Source organism: Bradyrhizobium oligotrophicum S58 (genome assembly GCF_000344805.1).
GTDB lineage: Bacteria > Pseudomonadota > Alphaproteobacteria > Rhizobiales > Xanthobacteraceae > Bradyrhizobium > Bradyrhizobium oligotrophicum.
This window is the reverse complement of sequence record NC_020453.1, coordinates 2,489,840-2,511,541: the sequence shown is the minus strand read 5'-3', so window position 1 is coordinate 2,511,541 and position 21,702 is coordinate 2,489,840. Positions and strand designations below refer to the sequence as shown.

Below are 21,702 nucleotides of genomic sequence, written 5' to 3'. Positions count from 1 at the left end.
GATCGTCAGGCGGTGGCGCGGATGCGCTGCTTGTCGTAAAGGTCCTTCTCGTCGTCCGCGATCGGCACGACATAGGGCTGCACCGCTCGCTTCTCGCTGGTCATGCGGCCGTCCTGCTTGCTCAGCAGCGTGTGGCAGAACCAGTTCTCGTTGTCCTTGTCCGGGAAATCAGTGCGCCAGTGATAGAGCCCCCAGCGGCTCTCCTCGCGGAACAACGAGGCATGGGCCGCCATATCGGCGCAATCCATGATCGACTGCACCTCCAGCGCGCGGAGGAGTTCGTGCGCGTTGCGCGCGATCATGCGCTCCTGCATGTCTTCGCGGGCCTCGGCGAGCCGACGCATGCCGAGCTCGTATTTGCGCGTCACCTTCGGCGGCTGCAGATAGTCGTTGACCAGCCGCCGCGTCTTGTACTCGATCTGGTTCGGCGGAATGCCATCCTCGCGCTTCGTCGGCGCCAGCACGCGCTCGCGCTCCAAGGCAATTTCGGCAGCATCGATGTCGCCGAAATCATGATTGTCGGCGAACTCCATCGCGTCGAGCCCGGCGAACGAGCCGTTGGTGAAAGCGCCCAGCATGTAGTTGTGCGGTACGCTGGCCATATCACCGGCCGCATAGAGCCCGGGGACGGTGGTGCGGGCGTTGTCGTCGACGAACACGCCCGACGCGCTGTGGCCGGAACAGAAGCCTATCTCGGAGATGTGCATCTCGATCGACTCCTTGCGGTAGTCGACGCCGCGGCCCTGCTGGAACAGGCCGCGCGTCGGACGCTCGACCTTGTGCAGGGTCGTCTCGATCTCCTCGATCGTCTTGTCGTGCAGATGCTTCAGCTGCAGGAACACCGGCCCCTTGCCCGACAGCAGCTCATTGTAGAATTCCAGCATCATCTGGCCCGACCAATAGTCGCATTCGATGAAGCGACGGTCCTCGTTGTTGGCGGTGTAGGCGCCAAAGGGACCGGCGACATAGGCGCAGGCCGGACCGTTATAGTCCTTGATCAGCGGATTGATCTGGAAGCATTCGAGATTGGCGAGCGCAGCACCGGCGTGATAGGCCATCGCATAGCCGTCGCCGGAATTGGCGGCGTTCTCGTAGGTGCCGAACATGTAGCCGGAGGTGGGCAGGCCGAGCCGTCCGGCGGCGCCCATGCACAGGATCACCGCCTTGGCCTTGATCACGAGAATCTCGGCGGTGCGGGTGTTGACGCTGACCGCGCCGGCGATGCGGCCGTCGCTCGATTTGAGCAGGCGCGTCGCCATGTAGCGGTTGGAGATCAGGATGCGCGCCCGCCGCAGCTGGCGATACAGCGCCTTCTTGACGGTCTCGCCGTTCGGCATCGGCAGCACGTAGGTGCCGATGTGGTGCACCTTCTTGACGGCATAGTCGCCGTTCTCGTTCTTGAGAAAGCGGATGCCGAAGCTGTCCAGCTCCTCGATGATCCCGTAGCAGCTCTGGGCGTATTTATAGACCGCCTTCTGATCGACGATGCCGTCATTGGCGATCGTGATCTCCTTGGTATATTGCTCCGGCGTCGCATAGCCGGGGATGACCGCGTTGTTCAGGCCGTCCATGCCCATCGAGATCGCGCCGGAGCGCTTGACGTTCGCCTTCTCCAGCAGAACGACGTTGGCCTTCGGATTCTTCATCTTGGCCTTCAGGGCGGCCATCGGGCCGGCGGTGCCGCCGCCGATCACCAGCACGTCGCAGGACACCTCCGAGAGGCCGTCGACGATCTCATCCATTGCCATTCTAAGCTCCTGCTTGGCCGGAAAACCACCGGTCCGGATCAGAGTTGTTCAGCGGCGCGTCCGGCGATAGCAATTAGTTGTCGCCGGAGCGAAATTGCCCGAAACGGCGCGGTCAGCGCTCGACGAACGCCTTCTCGACCACGAAATGGCCGGGCGTGCTGTGGTTGCCTTCGACGAAGCCGCGGTCTTGCAGCATGGCCTGGAGCTCGGCCAGCATCGCCGGGCTGCCGCAGAGCATGACGCGGTCGGTCTCGAGGTCGAGATCGGGGCCGCCGATGTCGGCGAACATCTGCCCCGATGCGATCAGGTCGGTGATGCGGCCGCGGTTGCGGAACGGCTCACGCGTGACGGTCGGATAATAGAGCAGCCGGTCCCGGACCAGCGGGCCGAAGACCTCGTGACGGTGCAGGCTCTCGATGAGCTGCTCGCCATAGGCCAGCTCCGAGACATGGCGGCAGCCATGGGCGAGCACGATGGTCTCATAGGTGTCGTAGATGTCGGGATCCTTGATCAGGCTGGCGAAGGGCGCCAGACCGGTTCCGGTCGACAGCAGCAGCAGACGCCTGCCGGAAATCAGGTTGCCCGCGATCAGTGTCCCCGTCGCCTTGCGCCCAACCAGGATGCGATCGCCCTCCTTGATCTTTTGCAGCCGTGACGTCAGCGGCCCGTCCGCCACCTTGATGCTGAAGAACTCCAGCTCCTCCTCGTGATTGGCGCTCGCCATGCTGTAGGCGCGCATCAGCGGCCGGCCGTCGACCTCCAGCCCGATCATCGCGAACTGGCCGTTCTGGAAGCGGAACCCGGGATCGCGGGTGGCGGTGAAGCTGAACAGCGACTCGGTCCAGTGCCGGACCGACAACACCGTTGCGGTCTGAAAAGCGCTCATCATCGTCTCCTCGAGGCGCGGAAACGCGCCTTGCGCCGGTTGATGGCGACGATGTCGCGGAAACGGCGCGGCTCGGCAATTTGGAACGCGCCGCGCCGGTCGATTAGTTGCAAAGATTGCCAACCCGGCTGTCGAGGGCCGGCGATGGAGAGCGCCGACATTCACCCCGATCAGGCAATTAGTTGCTGGGCGCCCCTAACCGCTTGCCTCAAGATGACTCGAGGGCCTTGGCACAACCAGGAGGCAACATGATCGCAGCCGACATCGCGGGTGGCGAGGTCAGTCCCGACCTCACGTCATTGCTGCTGCGGAGTGCGAGCGGCGCTCCTGCCGTGGTATCGGCCGAACGGCTGCGCCTGGCCTGCATGTGCGCGCATTGCAAGCGGGCCCGCTTCGACGGCCGCTTCCCCGCGCAATTCCCGGGGATCGGCATCGTCGCGGTCGGAGATCTCGGCTACGGCCTGAACATCGCGTTTTCCGACGGCCACAATCGCGGCATTTATCCGACATCATACCTGTCGGAACTTGCCGGCAGCTGAGCTGCAGCCAGCCGTCTCGGATGGCACGAACATTGCTCCGCTTCTGATCAGTGTGATCAATGCGGAGGCAAGACATGTTGCTGCAGGCGGCCAAACCAGCTGCGGACGCCGTGCCCTCGCCGCCGCCATCGGCGCGCGCGGTGACCAGTTCGTCACTGCTGCTGACCGAAAGCCAGCAATCCATCGGCGGACCACCGTCGCTGATCGAAAGGCTGAGCCTGCGCGAGCGTGAGCAGGTACTCAAACAGGGACGCCGCAAGGTGCTCAATCGCGGCCAGACGCTGTTCAGTCAGGGCGCCAAGCACGACGGCATCTTTCTCGTCGAGAGCGGCCGCATCCGGGTGTTCTACACCTCACCACAGGGCCGTGAGATCACGTTGGCCTACTGGCATGTCGGCAACTTCGTCGGCGGTCCGGAGGTGTTCGATACCGGCGTGCATCAATGGTCGGGCGTCGCCGCCAGCAATGCCAGCGTCATTCAGCTTCCAGGCAGGGAACTGCGAACGCTGGTCGCGGAGATGCCCAACCTTGCGGTCGGACTGATCGAGGGATTGAGCTTCAAGGGCAAGTGCTACTCCGCCCTGGCGCAGATGCTGGGAACGCGTTCGATCACCGAGCGGCTCGCGCATCTTCTGCTGCATCTGGTCGACCTCTACGGCGTGGACGATCCCGACGGCAAGGTCATCGCCGCGGCGTTTACCCATGCCGACATCGCCCACATGGTCGGCGCGACGCGGCAGTGGGTGACGATCAGCCTCAAGCGGATGCAGGAGAAGCGAATCGTCCAGACCCGGCGCTCGCAGATCGTGGTCTGCCGGCCCGATCTTCTGGACGAGATGCGCGGTCAGGCGGTCGACTAGGCGGCCTGCTCATGCAAGCGGCTGTCATGAGCGAAATTGCCCAAGGAGTACGCAACCGGATTTTGACGGCAACTAATCTACCCGCTGCTGAAGTCCGGATTTGCGCTCGCGGACGCCGCAATCATCATGGCGCCATCAGCCATCCAACCGAACGGGGATGAGAATGGTCCGCCGCTATCACGCGCTGCTATTGTCCGTCACCTGCCTGTCCTGGATCGCGGCGCAACCGGCCGCAGCAGAGACGGTCACAATCGGGATAGGTACCCAGGACACCACGAGCAACACGGTGACCGCCGGCACCATCGTGCGGCAGCTTCATCTGCTGGAGAAGTATCTCCCCAAGGACGGCAAATACGCCAACATCAAGTTCGAGATCGAGTGGCAGAACTTCACCTCGGGTCCGCCCGTCACCAACGGGATGATGGCGAACAAGCTGCAGTTCGGCATGATGGGCGACTATCCGCTGATCGTGAACGGCTTCACCTTCGAGAACAATCCCGAGAGCAAGAGCCGGCTGATCGCGGTCGCCGCCTATAGCCTCGCCGGCTCCGGCAACGGCATCGTCGTTCACAAGGACTCGCCCTACTACGAACTCTCCGACCTCAAAGGCAAGCTGGTCAGCGTTCCCTTCGGCTCGGCGGCGCATGGCATGGTCCTCAAGGCGCTCCAGGACGGCGGCTATCCCGCAGACTTCTTCCAACTGGTGAGCCAGACGCCCGAGGTCGGCTCGACCAACCTGCAGGAAAAGAAGATCGACGCCCACGCCGATTTCGTGCCGTTCGCGGAGCTGCTGCCGTTCCGCGGCTTCGCGCGCAAGATCTTCGACGGCGTCCAGACCAACCTGCCGACATTCCACGGTGTCGTGGTCCGCACCGACTTCGCGGAGAAATATCCCGAGGTCGTCGTCGCCTATATCAAGGCGGTGATCGCCGCCAACCAGTGGCTGCGCCAGGATCCGAAGGCGGCGGCTGAAAAAATCCAGGAATGGACCGGGATCAACAAGGAGGTGGTCTACATCTTCCTCGGCCCCGGCGGCAACATGACCACCGATCCGACGATCAAGCCGGCCCTGGTGGATGCCGCCACCACCGACGTCAAGGTGCTGCAGAGCCTCGGCCGCATGAAAGAGTTCGATCCGAAGAAGTGGGTCGACGACAGCTACATCCGCAAGGCCTATGCCGAATTGAAGCTCGACTACGACAAGGATCTCGCCAGCACAGCGAACTACGAGGTCTCCGGCGAGGACAAGTTCTGCAACAAGCCGATCACCGAGCCGCGCAAGGCGGGCGAGGTCTGGGTCGACGGCGAGGGCATCACAGCCTTCAGCAGCGCGGCCTGCACGCTCGGCGCCTACGCCGACCTCAAGGCCAAGGGCAAGAAGATCAACGTCGCCTACGTCTTCGACACGGCGCGCGGCATCAAGCTGTTCGCCGACCAGGCCTTCTTCGCCGCCGCCAATGGCGAGATCGCACCGTTCCTCCTGAAGAAGGACGCCGAGGCCTATGCCGCCAAGATCGGCGGCAAGGTGATGGGGCTGGACGATGCCGTGAAGCTGGCCGTGACGGGAGGCAAGACTTGAGCAGCCCCGCTTTCATGGCGTCGCCCGACCAGGCCGCGGCAACCGCCACGCCTGGCGCCGCGATCCCGCCGAGCCGGCCGGAATTCTCCGCTCGTGCGGTGCGCTGGTTTCGCCTCAACCAGGACAGGCTGCGCGCCTTGCTGATCGGCACCGCATCGTTGCTCATGTTCCTGATCGCCTGGCACCTGCTGACGACCTACCGCGTCGTCTTCGTCGTGAAGTTCACCAACGTGCCGGCGCCGCTGGCGGTCTATGCGAGCTTCACCAAGGCGATCCATGATCCCAAATTCCTGATGCACATCCTGCTCAGCTGCCGCCGGATCTTCATCGGGTTCTCGCTGGCTGCGATCGTCGGCGTGCCGCTTGGACTGATCATGGGCCGCTTCAGGCTGGTGCACGAGATCGTCTTTCCTGTCGCGGAGGTGCTACGCCCGATCCCCGCGATCGCCTGGGTGCCGATGGCGATCATGCTGTGGCCGACCAACGAACAGAGCATCGTGTTCATCACCTTCCTCGGCTCGTTCTTCCCGATCCTGCTCAACACGCTGCACGGCATGACGCTGGTCGATCCCGTGCTCGTACGCGCCGCCAAATGCCTCGGGGCGCGGGAGACCGCGATCTTCCGCGAGGTCTACTTCCCGGCCTCGCTGCCACACATCTTCACCGGCCTCACCGTCGGCATGGGCGTCGCATGGGTGTCGCTGATCGCGGCCGAGATGATCTCCGGACAGTTCGGCATCGGCTACTTCACCTGGGAGGCGTACTCGCTGGTCCAATATGCCGACATCGCGCTCGGCATGATCGCAATCGGCGTGCTCGGGCTCGGCTCGAGCCTCGTGATCCGCGCTGCCGGACAGTTGGTGATGCCCTGGAGGTCGCGATGAGCCAAGCCGCAGCGAATATGAGACAGGGCCATATCGAGGTCCGCAACTTCGCCCTGAGCTACGAGACCATCGACGGCGCGGTCGAGGCCGTCACCGACACCCAGATCCATGTCGAGCCTGGCGAGTTCGTCTCGATCATCGGCCCCTCGGGCTGCGGCAAGTCGACGCTGCTCAACGCCGTGGCGGGCTTCCTCGAGCCGACCAGCGGCGTCGTAACGGTCGACGGCAACGCCGTGACCGGGCCGAGCGCCGAACGCGGCATGGTGTTTCAGCAATATTCGCTGTTTCCCTGGAAGACGGTGCGCGAGAACGTCGAGTTTGGGCTGAAGATGCGCGGCATGCCGAAGTTCGAGCGCGCACGCGCGGCGCGCACGTTGCTCGGGCTCGCCGGCCTCGAGGCATTCGAGAACCATTATCCCGAGCGTCTCTCCGGCGGCATGAAACAGCGCGTCGGCATCGTGCGTGCGCTCGCCACCGGTCCCAAGGTGCTGCTGCTCGACGAGCCGTTCGGCGCGCTCGACGCCCAGACCCGGATCATCATGCAGCAGATCCTCACCAACATGTGGCAACGGCTGAAGATCTCGGTGCTGTTCGTCACCCACGACATCGACGAGGCGATCTTCCTGTCCGACCGGGTCTACTGCATGACGGCCCGCCCCGGCTCGATCAAGGCCGAGATCAAGATTCCGCTGGAACGGCCGCGCCAGCAGGCCATGATGATGTCGTCTGAATTCCTGGCGCTACGGCGCGGGCTGATGTCGCTGATCCGCGAGGAAAGCCTGAAGGCGATGGGCGGCGAGATCACCGATCTCGGCATGCAGGGGCTCAGCATCGAGCTGCAGGGCCATTCGATCGCCGACCTCCTCTGAGGACGCGCAACGACGGGCGCACGCAATCGCTCCGCTTCAATGTTGATGTAGCTCAAGCGGCGATGACAGCGATCAGGATACCGGTGTCCGCGGCAGGAATGCCGAGGCCTGCCACAGCCGGATTCCGTGATGTCGCCGAAGCAAGACTGGACGCACGCGTTCCCGCCCTTGCGGCAATTGCCGGACGAGGTCTTCGCGCAGCTGCGTGACGCCAGCCTCATTGTCGAACTCCCCGAAGGCAGCCGCATCTTCGGCCCCGGCCAGGCGCCGGAGTCCTTCCTGCTGCTGCTGGAGGGGACCATTCGCGTGCAGCAGACGTCCGAGTCCGGCCGCGAGATCGTGCTCTACCGCGTCCAGGCGGGCGAGAGCTGCGCGCTGACCACCGCGTGCCTGATGGGGTACGAGGAATACCAGGCCGAGGGCGTCGCAGAGACGCGGATCCGCGCCGTGGCGATTCCGCGCGCGCTGTTCGACCGGCTGATCGCAAGCTCGCGCGAATTCCGCCAGTTCGTCTTCACCGCGTTCAGCCGCCGGGTCACAAATCTGTTTCGCGTCATCGAGGAGGTCGCGTTCGAGCGGATCGATGTGCGGCTGGCGCAGAAGCTGCTCGCGCTCGCCGGAACGAAGCTACAGGTGGTCGCAACGCACCAGGATCTTGCCAACGAGCTCGGTAGCGCACGTGAGGTCATCAGCCGGCAGCTCAATGAATTCGCCAGGCGCGGCTGGCTGCGAATAGCTCGCGGCACGGTCGAGATCACCGATGGCCCGGCGCTTTCGCGGCTTGCGCATCATGGCTAAGCGCCGACCGGCTTGGTGACTTAGTTACATACCACCGCCGCACCGCGCTCTACGGTTCATCATGGTAAGTCAAAAGGGGAGCAAGACATGACACAGAATATTGGCAGGATCGACCGGCTGCTCAGGATCGTCGTCGGACTGGCAGTCCTCAGCCTCACCGTCATCGGACCGCAGACGATGTGGGGCCTTCTTGGCCTGATCCCGCTCGGCACCGCGCTGGTCGGCTGGTGCCCGCCCTACGCGATGCTCGGCATCAACACCTGCGGAACGAAGTCCAATCCGACATCTTAGATCGTGAACGACGATCAACGACGCCTGGGCGGCGGCGCCGCCCAGGAGCCTCAACGCGGAGCAGCAGCCATGTCCTATCCGATCGACCTCCGCGTGCAGCCGAAGGTCGCAGGCTTCTTCGATCCGGACACCAGCACGATCAGCTACGTGGTGAAGGACCCGTCATCGCCGTCCTGCGCCATCGTCGACCCCGTTCTCGACATCGACTACGCAGCCGGCCGCATCGGCACCCGTTCCGCCGACGTGCTGATCGACTATGTGAGGATGAACGGCCTGCAGCCGGAATGGCTGATCGAGACGCATGCGCATGCCGATCATCTCTCGGCCGCGCCCTATATCCAGGACAAGCTCGGGGGCAAGATCGGCATCGGCGAACATATCCTCATCGTGCAGGAGACGTTCGGCAAGGTGTTCAACGAGGGCACGGAGTTTCGCCGCGACGGCAGCCAGTTCGACCGGCTGTTCAAGGACGGCGATACCTACAATGTGGGGCAGATGACCGCCGTCGTGATGCACACGCCCGGTCACACGCCGGCCTGCGCGACACATGTCATGGGCGATGCGGCTTTCGTCGGCGACACCTTGTTCATGCCCGATGGCGGCACGGCACGGGCCGACTTTCCCGGCGGCGATGCCCGCACGCTCTACCAATCGATCCGCAAGATCCTCGAAACGCTGCCGCGCGAGACCCGCCTGTTCATGTGCCACGACTACGGCCCGGACGGCCGCGCCGTGCGCTGGGAAACGACCGTCGGCGAGGAACGGCTGCACAACATTCATGTCCGAGACGGCATGACCGAGGATGAGTTCGTCGCGCTCCGCGAGACCCGCGACAGGACGCTCGGGATGCCGCGCCTGATCATTCCCTCGCTGCAGGTCAATATCCGCGCCGGCCATCTTCCTCCTGCGGACGCGACCGGCAAGACCTTCCTGAAGGTGCCGATCAACGTGCTCTGAGGACGTTCACGTTCGACGCCAGCCCGCGCTGCACGGTACGGCGTCACGAAGATGTCAGTTGCCAAGACCGGGCGGTCCGCGCAACCAGTGGGGCCGGAGAAGGTGATCCAAGATGAGGCGCCGTGGTCTCAAGATGCCGGTGATGATGCGCCGCCTCGTAGCAGCGCTGATCGTGCTGGTCATGAGCCTGGCTCCTATGCTCGGAACGTTCGACGCCGCCGCAGCCACATCGAGCGGCAATGGTATCACCGCGCAGCACTGGTCACGTACGACCACGAGCGTGCCGAAACCCTGCAAGAAAGCCGTTCTCCCGGGGACCGTCAACACCTGTCCATTTGCCGGGGCGAGCTTCACCGCCTTCCCCGCGGACGACGGTGCAACGGCACAGCCGGTTGCCGCCACTCGGACGCTGTCGTGGCGCCCTTATGATGATGCGCTGGCGGCGCAATGCAACGCCTCCTCGCCCTACCGGCCGCCCTGTCGCTACACGTGACCATCGCGACCGCGTACGCAGCGTAACGCCGCGGCGCGAGCGAACGAATATCCATCATCGATCGCGCGTCGAGCGAACGGCTCAGGCTGCCTGTCACCGGGCTCGCCTTGCGCCGCACCGCGCCGCACGACTGCCGAGAACATGCGCGACAGCGCGTGGGGAGATCATCATGTCCATCCGTCATCTTGGCTTGCTCGGCCTGCTGGGCGCGCTCCATCTTGCAACGACCGCCGCCCTGGCCGGCAATCTGCGGCCCGAGCCGAACGCCGACACGCGCCTGCTCGTCGGCGACGTCACGCGCGCAGACGGCGGCACGGCCACGGCATGGGCCGGGCTGGACGTCAGGCTTGGCGCAGGCTGGCATACTTATTGGCGCTCGGCCGGCGACGCCGGCGCACCGCCCGAATTCGACTGGACCGGCTCGCGCAATGTCGCCGACGTCACCGTCGAATGGCCGGCGCCGCGCCGCTTCAGCGAGCAGGACATCGATACGTTCGGCTATGACGAACACGTGCTGTTTCCGTTGCGGGTGCGGCTCCAGGACGGAACGGCGCCCGCGCATCTCACGCTGAAGGCCGTCCTGTTCGTGTGCTCGGTCATCTGCACGCAGCAGGAGGCTCATCTCGAGGCCGACATTCCGGCGACCACACGCCTGCCGAATGATCAGGCGCTGATCGACGAATGGCGACAGAGCGTCCCGCGCGAGACCTCGCCCGGTCTTTCCATCACCGGACTGCGCATCGATCGCCAACCCAAGCCGCAGCTGCGGCTCGAGGTGCAGGCCACGCCACCGCTGCGCGCGCCGGACGTCTTCCTCGACGGCAACGACGCCGTAACCGGCGGCCGTGCGCAGGTGAGCACGATATCGGATGACAACGTACGGATCATCGTGCCGGTACAAGGCCTCGACAAGACCGGTCCGAAACCACGGCTGCGGGTCACGCTGGTCGATGGCGACCGATCGATCGAAGCCTCGCTTCCGGTGGATGCAGGTGAAACCGCTCCCGCTGCCTCGGCCGAACGAGGCGACGCAACGCCGCGTCCCGCGGCGGCATCGATCTGGGCCATCCTGGGCGTGGCGCTGCTCGGCGGCTTCATCCTCAACTTCATGCCGTGCGTATTTCCGGTGCTGTCGCTGAAGCTCGTTTCGCTGGTCGATCACGGTTCAGGGCACTTGAGCTCGCCACGCCGGGCATTTTTGGCGACGGCCGCCGGCATCGTCGCCTCTTTCCTGACCCTCGCTGTCATTCTCTCGGCGCTCAAGGCAACGGGCGCCGAAGTCGGCTGGGGCCTGCAGTTTCAGCAGCCCGCTTTCCTCATCGCGATGATCATCGTGCTCGCTGCGTTCGGCGCAAACCTGCTCGGTCTGTTCGAAATCAATCTGCCGTGGTGGATCGCCGGCCGTCTCGGCAACGCCGCGAGCCACAGGACGACGGCGGGTCATGCCGTCAACGGCTTCGTCATGACGCTGCTGGCGACGCCATGCTCGGCGCCGTTCGTCGGCACCGCCGTCGCTTTCGCGCTGTCGCAGGCTGCGCCGCAGATCCTGCTGGTGTTCACCGCGCTCGGGCTCGGAATGGCTGCGCCATATCTTTGTCTGGCAGCCGCGCCACGCCTTGCCGCGCTGTTCCCGCGGCCCGGCCGCTGGATGCTGAAGCTGCGAGCCGTTGCAGCGATCGCGATGGCTGCAACGGCGCTGTGGCTGCTGATCGTGCTCGCGGACATCAGTGGGCCAGCGATCGCGACCAGCCTCGCCGCCGCGCTGCTCGCGCCCGCGCTGATCATGGCGGCGTTTCGCTTCCCGTTGCGGCGAACGATCGCCGGAGCTGGCGTCGCCGTCACGATCGGATTGGCGCCGATGGCCGCGACTTATCTCGTGCAACCGGAAAGCGTAGGCCGACCGGCCCCGATCGCCTGGCAGCCGCTGGTGCCCGCCGACATCGCGGCGCGGGTGCGCGCCGGCCACACCGTGTTCGTCGACATCGGCGCCAGTTGGTGTGTCACCTGCAAGGTCAACGAGAAGCTCGTGCTCGACAGCACCGCCGTGCGTAGTCGTCTCACGTCGGGGGTCGTTGCCGTCAAGGCGGACTGGACCTCCCCCAGCGACGCGATCGCGAGCTATCTCCGGTCCTTTGGCCGCTACGGCCTGCCGTTCAACGCCGTGTTCGGCCCGGGAGCTCCGGCCGGCATCGTGCTTCCCGAACTGCTGACCTCGCAGACCGTGATCGACGCCATCGATACCGCATCCACCATCCCGCAAGCGAAGGACAAGACATGACCATGAAGACTTTAGTCGCATCGATCGCGACGCTGCTGCTGCTGACAGCGGCCATCCTGCCGATCCAGGCCCGCGCCGAAGACGATGACGGCGACATTCTGAGCGAAGCGCGCATCCTGCACGATCCGGCCATCCCCGCCGTCGGCAACGCCGATGGCGACATCACGATCGTTGAATATTTCGACTATCAATGTCCGTATTGCCGCAAGATCAGCCCGGAGCTCGCCAAGGTCGTTCGCGACGACGGTCACGTCCGGCTCGTTTTCAAGGACTGGCCGATCTTCGGCGGCACCTCGATCTACGCCGCGCGCCTCACGCTGGCGGCGAAATATCAGGACAAGTTCGCCGAGGCCCATGAGGTGCTGATCTCGCTGAATGAGAAGCTGTCGGAGGCCAAGGTCGATGCTGCGCTCTCCGGCGCGGGAATCGATCTTGCCCGCGCCAAGGCCGACCTTGAGGCCAAGCGCGCCGAGATCGACGCCATCCTCGCACGCAACCATGAGCAGGCGACGGGCCTTGGCTTCCAAGGCACGCCGGCGTTCATCATCGGCCATTTCCGCGTGCCCGGCGCCCCCAACGCCCAGGCCTTCAAGCAGGCGATCGCCGATGCACGGAAAGCGGCAAGCAAGTGACGACCGCAGTCAGACACCAATGTGGTCCGTCAGGCCAGGTCAGTTTTGACCGGGTCTGACCGGCCGCCTACGCGACCGAACCGCCGCGCGTCTGCCAGCCGTTCATGCCGCCAGCATAGTGGCGGATGTCCTGCCGTCCTGCCGCCGAGCGCAGGACCTTCGGTCCGACCTGAAACTTCGACACCGCGGCGAGCACGGCCAGGAACCACAGCATGCCAAAGCCGAGCTTCTCGGGCGTGCCGCCGCCGAACAAGCTCATGATGTCGCGCAACGGGCCGCCATCAACGAGCCAGAGATTGGTGAGCCACTCACGCAGCGGTGAGAGCAGCCCGTGATAGGTGGACTGCGCCGTCACTGCGAAGATCAGGCCGACAGCAGCGCCCGCAGATTGCCGTTGGCCGAGAGCACCAGCAGGCGGCTGGCGCAGCCGCGCGCCAGGATCATGCCGCAGCCGAACAGGGTGCCGCCGATCATCGCGCCGGAAATGCTCCCCTGCTGCGCAAGCTGGCGCGCTTCGGAAACGTCGAGCAGGCGCATCGCCACCAGCGCCTGACATCACAGCTCTGCACGACTGCCCGTCTTTGCCAGATCGCGTTCGAACTCCGCGCGAACCGCAAGGGAGGGGATAACCCGCGACGTCGTGCGGCTCTATCGACCCTGATCAGCCCCTAGCGGGTCTCGGAGAATGGGCAGTCCAAACGGGACCGGTGGCAGCACCGTCGGACGCGGCGGCGCGTTCCAGGGCGACGGCGGTTGCCCACGGCCGGCCTGCGTTCGCGCGCCGCCCGGCTGACGCCCAGGAGCGGCTGGCGGCTGTGTCAGCGGAAACAGCAGCGTCTGCGACGTCGGCGGCGGAGGCGCCGCGGGCTGTGCTGGCGATGCCGGTTGCAACGGCGAGACCGGCTGCGGAGGCGCCGGCGGCGGAGGCGGCTGCGGCGGCGAGGGCGGCGGCGACGCCGCGGGCCGCACAGGTGCAGCAGGCTGCGATGGCGCGGCTGCCTGCGCTGGCTCGACCGGCTTCGCTTGCGCGGCCGCGCTCGTCGCCTCCGACTTCTCGCCGGACAGCGCCTCGCTGGTCTTGAACAGATCGCTGCCGAGAATGAGCGGCAGATCCTTCGATGAGTTACCGACGATGACGACCTTTGCGTTGCTCGATTTGGCGAGTTGCAGCGTCGCCTCGATACCGTGCCACGTCAGCAGAGCCGGCGTCAGGCTAGAGCCGACGATCGTCTGGAAGTCGCGAATGCCTGCTGCTTCGATGCGCCTGCGCGCAGCCTCACCCTCTACGGATTGCAGGATATATGTATAGGCCTGAGCGCGTTGCTCCTCCGCGAGCTTGTGGTCGATCGCCTCGTTGATCTGCTGCGGCAACTCGACACGCCGAATGATCACCTTGGCGAGATGCACGAGATCGATGGGAAACTCGCTGACGGCCTCTTTCAGAACCCGACTTTCCAGCTCCTGGTTGGAGAGCAGGTACAGCTGATCGCCGGTGATCTTGCCGACGACGTCGCGCACGCCGCCACTGATCGCCGGTTCGATGATTTTCTCCAGATAATCGGGACCAAGCTGGCGATTGAGCTCCGTGAGCATGCCCGGCATCGGCCTGGCGAACACGGTCACATCGACCGAGATCGTCAATCCGCCCTGGCTGAGCGCCTCGACCTTGTAGCTGCGCGAAAGCAGCCTGACGTCGTAGATGCGGACCGAATTCCACGGCCATTGCAGATGCAGGCCCTCGCCATAGACGACGTTGTCGCTGGTCCCCCCGAAAAACAGCGAATATCTGACGCCGGCGTAGCCGGGCGGAATGACGATGAAGATGTGCCACCAGGAATAAAGAACCAGAAAGCTCAGGATGGCGAGCATCACCAGCAGGACCGTCCTGATCCTGGAGCGCAGCTGCTTACCACCGCCCATGTGCAGATCCGGCATCGAGACGTGTTTCATACCCGCGCCTCCTGCGAGCGGATGCTGCCCTGCTCCATGTAGATCACCCGATCCGCGACGCCATAATAGCGGTCGTCATGCGTCACCGCCACGATCGTCTTGCCCTGCGCCTTCAGCTCCGGCAGCAGCTTCGTGTAGTAATATTCCCGGGACGTCACATCCTGGTCGGCAGCCCACTCGTCGAACACCATGATCGGCTTTTCCTCGAGCAGGGCGCCGATCATGGCGAGCCGCTTGCGCTGCCCGGTCGAGAGGTCGAGCGTCGAGAACGCACCATCGACGAACTTGACCTTCCGATCCAGTCCGAACCGGTGCAGCAGTTCGTTGACCCGTCCGGGATCGGTGGCGCGCAGGCCGTACAGCCGGTCGAACAGGTGAAAATCGGCGAACACGACCGAGAACAGCTGTCGATACCGCGCGGCGTTGTGCGGCCGCACCGCCGCGCCGTTCCACAGCAACTGGCCGCCGAGCGGGCGATAGAGCCCCAGCAGCAGCAACAGCAGCGTGGATTTTCCGCTGCCGTTGCCGCCGGCAATGAAGACGATCTCACCGGGCCGCAGCGACAGCTCGATCGGACCGACCCGGAAGCCCTGCCCCGCCTCGGCCTCGCCATGCTGGAACGTCAGCTCGCGCAAGCCGATCGATTGGAACTGTAGATCGTGCGCGAGCGCCGCCGCCGGGGCATCCCGGTCCGCCCCTTCGAGCCACGCCTCGACCGACCAGATATGCTCGGCGGCTGCGTTGGCCTTGATCGCGGCAGGCAGCGCCCGCACGAACACCTCCATCGGCCCCGCGATGAACAGGATGATGTAGGTGATCTTCTGGATGATCAGCCGGTCGACCTGATATTGCGGGAGGATGAAGATGATGGACGCCAGCAGCACATAAAAGAAGGTCTGGCTCGATGCCAGCCCCTTCAGAAACTGGCGCTGCGACTGGATGCGCAGCGCCTCCGCTTGCGTTCCATAGTCCAGAATGTAGTTGTCGAGCAGGTCATTGCCCTTCTCCGGCGCAATCTTGACCTCACGAAATCCATACACCAGATGGCGGATGCTTTCGAACAGCCGGTTCTCGCTTTCGCTCGCGGCGTCGAGGATCGCCCGGCTCGACCGCTGACTGCGCCGGTAATGGAAGATGGCCGCACAGACCAGCCCGCACAGCAGGATGAACGCGAACAGCGACAGCGTCGCGACATAGAAGGCCGAGAACAGCAGCATGACCGCCGAGGACGCGCCGATGACGATCGACTCGCTGGCCTCGGAGATCACGAAGCAATCATGCGACAACGTCTTGATCAGCCGCTCCCGGTCGATCGCCTCGATCGCCTGCAGGTCGACGTCGCGCAGCTTCCGCACGATGCTCTCGCGGATCCGGGTCAGCATCGCCTGGACGATGATTGCCGTGCGCGACAGCGCGTAGTTCCGTGACCAGAGGAAGATCGTCGCGAGCAAGGCGAACAGAAGAAGGTTGGGGAACGTCGCGCCCCCCTCGCCCTGGCCGACCACCGCATTGACCACCGCCATCGAGGCGCCCATCGCGACGCCGGACAGCGCCGTCATGCCGATGAGACTGACCGCCTCGCGCCGAGCATCGGACTTCTCACGGATCAGTGCGGTGTAGCTCGGTATCGGCCCCATACGGGAGCAACTCCTGTGCACGCATCACGAGGTCAATGGTGAGCCCTTGCCAGCCGCGGCTCAGGACGCGACAGAAACATGCGATCGGAGGCCGTCAGCGGCTGCAGGCCGTCGACCCAGGTCGCAGTATCGTCGTAGCGGGCGAAGAAGGGACGCTTGACCCACTCGGCATCCCGCGCCTGGACGTAGCTGAGAACGAATGTCCGCGTACCTCCGAAATCGGCCACGCCGTCGACGGAGATCTTGCCCATGTCGGTCGACATGATCGGACCGCGCGCCGACCGCGCCAGCCCCGACACCTGACTGACGGCGCCGCGATAGATGTCGAGTGCGCGCGACAATGGCACTTCGAAGAAGGCCCGCGGTCCGGTGTCGCGCAGGACGAACATGTAGTACGGAAAGATTCCCTGCCGAACCTCGCTGGTCCACAGCTCGCGCCATGTTTGGGTGTCGTCGTTGACCCCGCGAACCACCGGTGACTGGCTGCGCAGCACGGCCCCGATCGCCAGCAGCCGTCGGATGGCGTCGCGGGCCGCCGGTGTTTCCAGCTCGCGGGGGTGGCTGATATGCATCATGATCGCCAGATGCCGGCCCGACTGGACGACCTCCTCGAGCAAACGAATCAGATCATCGGCATCGTCGTCGGTCGTGAACCGGTACGGCCAGAAGCCCAGCATCTTGGTGCCGATGCGAATCGTCGTGACATGGGCGGTCTCGGGCCCGAGCAGCGGCTCGACATAGCGTCGCAGCACCGAGGCGCGCATGATCAACGGATCGCCGCCGGTCAGCAGCACATCGGTGACGTCCTTGTGCTCCCGGAGGTAGGAGACGAATCGCTGGCTCTCATCGGTCGCCATCCGCAGGCTGCGATCGCCGACGAATTGCGGCCAGCGGAAACAGAATGAGCAATAGGCCGCGCAGGTCTGACCGCTCGACGGGAACACGAGGCAGGTCTCGGCGTATTTGTGCTGCAGGCCCGACACCCCGCTACCGTTCAACAGCGGAACGTTGGTCGTCATCTGATTGGCGGGATGCGGATTGAGACGCCGACGGATCGCGGCCGCGACGTCAGCCAGCGTGGCGCCGGCGCCGTTACGCATCGCACGCTCGACGGCGTCGAAATCGGACGTCGCGAGCATTCGCCGGTCCAGCATCGTCAGCCGGTAGAACGGATCCTCATCCGGCCGGCTCCAGTCGATCAGCTCATCGAGAACGTAATTGTTGACCCGGAACGGCAGCACCTTTCCGACCACCGAGAATTCATGCAGGGCTCGGTCCGAGATATCCCGGTAGTGACGCAAGATGTCGAGGTGCTGCAGCCCGTACAGCTTGAGGGTCTTTCTCGCCACGCCCAGCCTCGCACCAAATATCTGTTGCCTTCCGGCGCACGGATGACGATGCGCATGCGCGGGACTGACAGCCAAGACGATAACCGACGGCCGCCATGGCGACGACCGTCGAAACACGCGGGGTAATGACAAACGGAAGCGCCGGAATACGAACTTGCGGCCGATCGAGCCTTCATTCTGTTCGGCATGGACTCTGCCTGAACTCGACTGTAGGTAGCCGTCGAATTATTGTCAATCAATCGGACCTCATGCTACACATGATGCGTCAACTTGCCGATCGGCTCAGTTCACACGAGCATGACGACCTTCTGGCATGATGACCTTCTGACGTGATGACCTTCTGACGTAATGATTTTCTGACATGATGACTTCACGCGAGAGCAGAACATGCCGGTGATCTTCATCGCGTTTTATATTCTTCTGTGTTTGTTTGTCGGATTTCTCGCCCGTCACACCCGCCCCGGGCCATGGGTCATGTTCGTCTTGTCACTCGTTCTCACACCCTTCGTCGTTCTTCTCCTGCTCGTCGTGTTCAGCGAACCCAACCGCCCGCCGCAGAAGACAAGTTGACTCACAATGTGCGGACTGGTCGGGCTCTGGTGCTGGGATACGCCAATCGATCGCTCGGCCATCAATCGGGCGATCGGTACGCTGCATCATCGGGGACCAGACGGAACGGGTCTGTGGATATCTGATGATTCGCGCGTCGCGCTCGGCCACACGCGGCTGAGCATCATCGATCTCGCCACCGGCGAGCAGCCACTGCATCATCCAAACGATCGGCTCCATCTCGTCGTCAATGGCGAGTTCTACGACTATGAGCGCATCCGCAACGAGCTCACGAGCCGCGGCGCCCGGTTCAGGTCGCGCTCCGACAGCGAGATCGCATTGTGGCTCTATGCCGAAGCCGGCGAGCGCTGCTTCGACGACCTCAATGGCGAGTTCGCCTTCATCCTGTGGGATGCCAATGCCGGCCGCCTGCTTGCGGCGCGCGACCGTTTCGGCATCAAGCCCCTGTTCTATGCGGTCGATTCCGGCCGCCTCCTGCTCGCTTCAGAGATAAAGGCCCTGCTGGCGCTCGGGCTTCGGCCGCAGTGGAATGTCGATGGCTATCTCGACGCGGCCCATGCCCTGCAGGACGGGACCCTGTTTGCCGGAATTCGGCAGGTCCCTCCGGGCTGCTACCTCTCAGCCACCCGGCACGGTGTCAGCGTCCGGCGCTACTGGCACGACCCGTTCGCATCGGCCGCATCACCGATGACCGACGAGCGTACCACGCTCGACGAGGTACGAGATCAAATGTCACGGGCGACGCGGTGGCGGCTACGCGCCGACGTTCCCGTCGCCTCTTATCTCAGTGGCGGGATCGATTCGATGTCGGTCCTGGCGCTCGCGGCCGGTGCTGCGAACCGGGCGCCCGATGCGTTCACGATCGCCTACGACGATGCCGCCTATGATGAGAGTTCGCGCGCGCAAGCATTCGCTGACCGGCTTGGCGCCTGCTTCCACCAGGTGCCGGTGAGCGGCGCCGCGCTGGCCGACAACTTCGCCGCCTCGCTCTGGCACAGCGAGGTCGCCTGCTTCAATCCGCACGGCACTGCAAAATTCATTCTCAGCAAGGCCGTGCGCGAGGCCGGCTACAAGGTCGTACTGACCGGCGAAGGCGCCGACGAGATCTTCGCCGGCTATGCACCCTCGCGTGTGGATGCGCTCGGCGGAGGCGCTGCGATGCAAGCGCTGGTCGCGAGCCGCGACAGCGCGACCTATGCGGTGACACCGAAGCACGCCACCGCGGAGGACCTGCCGCTGGTCGCGCAGGCGTTCGGGACGGTCCCGACATGGCTGCGCCATCAGATGGCTCACCTTCTCGGCATCTCCGAACTGTTCCGCGACGACCTGCGCGCCTCGTGGTCTGCCGAGCGACCGCTCCGGGCCATGCTGAACTATATGGAGCCGCTGAACTTTCCTGCACTGGGCACCGTCGATCTCGGGCTCGCGCTGATGCTCAAGACCACCTTGCCGAACTATGTGCTGGTCACGCTTGGCGATCGCATGGAGATGGCGCATTCCGTCGAAGCGCGGCTGCCCTTCCTCGACCACAAGGTGGTCGAAACCGCGTGGCGGATGCCGGGCCACATGAAGATTCGCGACGGCCTTGAAAAATATGCCCTGCGCGAGGCGATGCGTCCGCTGTTGCCGGACGACGTCGTGGAACGCCAGAAGCATCCATTCGTCGCACCGCCGAGCGCCACCGATCCCAAGCATCCGTTCGGCGCCATGATCCGCGACGTCCTGCATGGCTCGGCCCTGGCGTCGATGCCGTTCTTCGATCCGGCCAAGGTGATCCGCCTGACCGATCGACTGGCATCGATGCGTGATGACGAGCGGCTGCGTCACGAGCCGTTGCTCATGGAAATCGCGAGCCTGTGCGTTATCCACGATCTTTTCAGAATGAGTTCGTCCAACAGTTCAAGTTTGAAGAGTTCAGGTGAATTGTACGCGATGGACGACCGTGGGTTGATAGCTTTCGGTTGACGTCAATCAGGGCCGCATATATTGATTCTTGAGTTGCTATCATTATGCCCTCTACGCGAGAATGTCGTTCAATCATCTCGCGGTGTCGCGTCAAGTTGCGTAGCGCCAGGTCATCCAATCCCGGGGTAGCGCAGTGCCAGAATGACTTGGTGCTCGATAACAATTTTCGTCGATCTGTCTCGTGAATCGATTTTCGATCGACGACGCATCGTCAGTGTATCACTCGTTAGCGTGTCGTTCGTTCTTGCTGATTGTCGTCTTTGTTGAATTGGGAATTGTCGAGGCGTCATCCTATTGGACGGAGAGTTGAGCGGCCGTTTCGGATCGCTGACGTCACAGCGGCTTTGACGTCCTGGATATAAATTCGCATCGCTCTCGCCACAGACCACGCCAAGCCAATCACCGAAGCGGTTCGACGACAACGGTTCGAGGACAAAGAGGACTGCGGATGGGCATCAACGTCGACACGCCGCCCGCCTCGTCGAGGCGCCAGGCTCATTGGGAAAAATCGTCGTCGATCAGGTCACGGCCCCGGCGCGTGTTGCGCGGCTGGAGCCCGGATGAGCATTTCTATCCAATTGCACGCCAACCGATTGCGCTGCATGCCCTGGTCACCGCCAAGGGTCACGACGCGCGCCAGCGCGTGCTGCTGCAGTCCCTCTACAAGTTTCTCAACGACATCGCCTTCGTGGAGACCAGGGTGGTCAACGAGGTCGCGCTTGCAATCGCGAACGATCGGCTGCCATGGCCATTCCCGGCCGATCTGCGCGCCGACGTGCTTACCGTGCTCATCGATGAGGGCTATCACGCCTACGTTGCGATCGACTTCATGGAGCAGGTTCGACGACTGACGGGGGTCGATCCGCTGACTCTGCCGCCGACGCTCGCGATCGAGCAGGCGATCGCCAATGCCCTCGTGAAGCTGCCGGCTGAGCTGCATCCCGCGCTCAGGACGATCGCCGTCTGCATCGCCGAGAACTCCGTCACCAAGGAGCTGATCGACGTGCACCGTGAGGAAGGGCTCAACGAGACCTTTCACGCCGTCAACAGCGACCACATGGTCGACGAGGTCCGTCACTGCCTGATCTTTGCCGACGTGCTCAGACATCTGTGGAGCGTCCTGACCACCGATCAGCGCCGTGCCATTGGCGTCATCCTGCCGGACTTCCTTGGCGACTATCTGAATTTGTCGCTGCAGAAGCAGTTCGACATGAAGATCCTCGCAACCATCGGGCTCAGCGCGGCCGAGATCGAGACCGTCATTGCCGCCACCCATCTCGAACAGGATCTCGCGACCTATCGCAACGTCAATCCGATCGTCGACAAGGTCGTGACGTTCTTGCGCAACTGCGGTGTGCTCGACGATCAGGTGATCCGCGCGACGTTCGCGGAAAAGCAGTTGATTTGACGCGGCACG

Annotated in this window: 20 protein-coding genes and 1 pseudogene; 14 read left to right on the top strand and 7 right to left on the bottom strand. The window is 64.0% G+C overall.

The genetic code is table 11. The features are described 5' to 3' along the window. Window positions 1–5: 5 nt before the first annotated feature. The 3 genes from S58_RS10685 to S58_RS38110 form a co-directional block, all read right to left on the bottom strand. Window positions 6–1,748, bottom strand: a complete 1,743-nt coding sequence (locus tag S58_RS10685) for a fumarate reductase/succinate dehydrogenase flavoprotein subunit (RefSeq protein WP_015665310.1) — start codon at window positions 1,746–1,748, stop codon at window positions 6–8. A 112-nt stretch (window positions 1,749–1,860) separates the two neighbouring features. Then, window positions 1,861–2,634: a ferredoxin--NADP reductase gene (locus S58_RS10680; RefSeq protein ID WP_015665309.1), complete on the bottom strand. Its 774-nt coding sequence runs from the start codon at window positions 2,632–2,634 to the stop codon at window positions 1,861–1,863. Then, on the bottom strand, window positions 2,634–2,795 hold the full coding sequence (locus S58_RS38110) for a hypothetical protein (RefSeq protein WP_160167592.1): 162 nt from the start codon (window positions 2,793–2,795) through the stop codon (window positions 2,634–2,636). Before S58_RS38110 ends, S58_RS10680 begins: the two co-directional genes overlap by 1 nt. 87 nt (window positions 2,796–2,882) lie before the next feature. Here S58_RS38110 and S58_RS10675 point away from each other — a divergent pair, with 87 nt between their 5' ends. From S58_RS10675 to S58_RS10625, 11 genes are all read left to right on the top strand, one after another. Further along, the gene (locus tag S58_RS10675) at window positions 2,883–3,173 is read left to right on the top strand and encodes a gamma-butyrobetaine hydroxylase-like domain-containing protein (RefSeq protein WP_015665308.1); all 291 of its coding nucleotides are present in this window, start codon (window positions 2,883–2,885) and stop codon (window positions 3,171–3,173) included. A gap of 74 nt (window positions 3,174–3,247) precedes the next feature. Then, a complete protein-coding gene (locus S58_RS10670) occupies window positions 3,248–4,033 on the top strand; it encodes a Crp/Fnr family transcriptional regulator (RefSeq protein ID WP_015665307.1) in 786 nt (261 codons plus the stop codon). 163 nt (window positions 4,034–4,196) lie between these two features. After that, window positions 4,197–5,612, top strand: a complete 1,416-nt coding sequence (locus S58_RS10665; RefSeq protein ID WP_015665306.1) for an ABC transporter substrate-binding protein — start codon at window positions 4,197–4,199, stop codon at window positions 5,610–5,612. After that, window positions 5,609–6,496, top strand: a complete 888-nt coding sequence (locus S58_RS10660) for an ABC transporter permease (protein ID WP_083938564.1) — start codon at window positions 5,609–5,611, stop codon at window positions 6,494–6,496. The genes S58_RS10665 and S58_RS10660 overlap by 4 nt, the downstream gene beginning before the upstream one ends. Then, the gene (locus tag S58_RS10655; RefSeq protein ID WP_015665304.1) at window positions 6,493–7,365 is read left to right on the top strand and encodes an ABC transporter ATP-binding protein; all 873 of its coding nucleotides are present in this window, start codon (window positions 6,493–6,495) and stop codon (window positions 7,363–7,365) included. The genes S58_RS10660 and S58_RS10655 overlap by 4 nt, the downstream gene beginning before the upstream one ends. Before the next feature lie 129 nt (window positions 7,366–7,494). Beyond that, window positions 7,495–8,163 (top strand): Crp/Fnr family transcriptional regulator, encoded by a 669-nt coding sequence (locus S58_RS10650; RefSeq protein ID WP_015665303.1) that lies wholly within the window; start codon window positions 7,495–7,497, stop codon window positions 8,161–8,163. A gap of 87 nt (window positions 8,164–8,250) precedes the next feature. Beyond that, on the top strand, window positions 8,251–8,454 hold the full coding sequence (locus tag S58_RS10645) for a YgaP family membrane protein (protein WP_015665302.1): 204 nt from the start codon (window positions 8,251–8,253) through the stop codon (window positions 8,452–8,454). Window positions 8,455–8,523: 69 nt separating this feature from the next. After that, entirely contained in the window at window positions 8,524–9,411 is an 888-nt protein-coding gene (locus S58_RS10640; RefSeq protein ID WP_015665301.1) for an MBL fold metallo-hydrolase, read from the top strand. Between the two features lie 112 nt (window positions 9,412–9,523). Beyond that, the gene (locus tag S58_RS10635; protein ID WP_015665300.1) at window positions 9,524–9,904 is read left to right on the top strand and encodes a hypothetical protein; all 381 of its coding nucleotides are present in this window, start codon (window positions 9,524–9,526) and stop codon (window positions 9,902–9,904) included. Between the two features lie 169 nt (window positions 9,905–10,073). Then, a complete protein-coding gene (locus S58_RS10630) occupies window positions 10,074–12,182 on the top strand; it encodes a protein-disulfide reductase DsbD family protein (protein ID WP_015665299.1) in 2,109 nt (702 codons plus the stop codon). Further along, on the top strand, window positions 12,179–12,814 hold the full coding sequence (locus tag S58_RS10625) for a DsbA family protein (RefSeq protein WP_015665298.1): 636 nt from the start codon (window positions 12,179–12,181) through the stop codon (window positions 12,812–12,814). The genes S58_RS10630 and S58_RS10625 overlap by 4 nt, the downstream gene beginning before the upstream one ends. 142 nt (window positions 12,815–12,956) lie before the next feature. On the opposite strand, the pseudogene S58_RS38780 reads toward S58_RS10625, so the two are convergent. The 4 genes and pseudogenes from S58_RS38780 to S58_RS10605 form a co-directional block, all read right to left on the bottom strand. Next, a pseudogene (locus S58_RS38780) lies at window positions 12,957–13,366 on the bottom strand (YeeE/YedE thiosulfate transporter family protein); the annotation flags it as partial. A 96-nt stretch (window positions 13,367–13,462) separates the two neighbouring features. After that, complete coding sequence (locus tag S58_RS10615; RefSeq protein WP_015665295.1) at window positions 13,463–14,764, bottom strand: prohibitin family protein; 1,302 nt, start codon at window positions 14,762–14,764, stop codon at window positions 13,463–13,465. Further along, entirely contained in the window at window positions 14,761–16,401 is a 1,641-nt protein-coding gene (locus S58_RS10610) for a cyclic peptide export ABC transporter (RefSeq protein WP_015665294.1), read from the bottom strand. Before S58_RS10610 ends, S58_RS10615 begins: the two co-directional genes overlap by 4 nt. Window positions 16,402–16,433: 32 nt before the next feature. Continuing rightward, complete coding sequence (locus tag S58_RS10605; protein WP_015665293.1) at window positions 16,434–17,750, bottom strand: KamA family radical SAM protein; 1,317 nt, start codon at window positions 17,748–17,750, stop codon at window positions 16,434–16,436. 387 nt (window positions 17,751–18,137) lie between these two features. Here S58_RS10605 and S58_RS10600 point away from each other — a divergent pair, with 387 nt between their 5' ends. The 3 genes from S58_RS10600 to S58_RS10590 all read left to right on the top strand — a co-directional run bounded on the left by S58_RS10600 (window position 18,138) and on the right by S58_RS10590 (window position 21,693). Further along, the gene (locus S58_RS10600; RefSeq protein WP_042339193.1) at window positions 18,138–18,320 is read left to right on the top strand and encodes a hypothetical protein; all 183 of its coding nucleotides are present in this window, start codon (window positions 18,138–18,140) and stop codon (window positions 18,318–18,320) included. A 6-nt stretch (window positions 18,321–18,326) separates the two neighbouring features. Continuing rightward, window positions 18,327–20,285 (top strand): asparagine synthase (glutamine-hydrolyzing), encoded by a 1,959-nt coding sequence (asnB, locus tag S58_RS10595; RefSeq protein WP_015665292.1) that lies wholly within the window; start codon window positions 18,327–18,329, stop codon window positions 20,283–20,285. A gap of 448 nt (window positions 20,286–20,733) precedes the next feature. Then, window positions 20,734–21,693, top strand: coding sequence for a diiron oxygenase (locus S58_RS10590; protein ID WP_015665291.1), 960 nt, complete (start codon window positions 20,734–20,736; stop codon window positions 21,691–21,693). The last annotated feature ends 9 nt before the right edge of the window (window positions 21,694–21,702 follow it).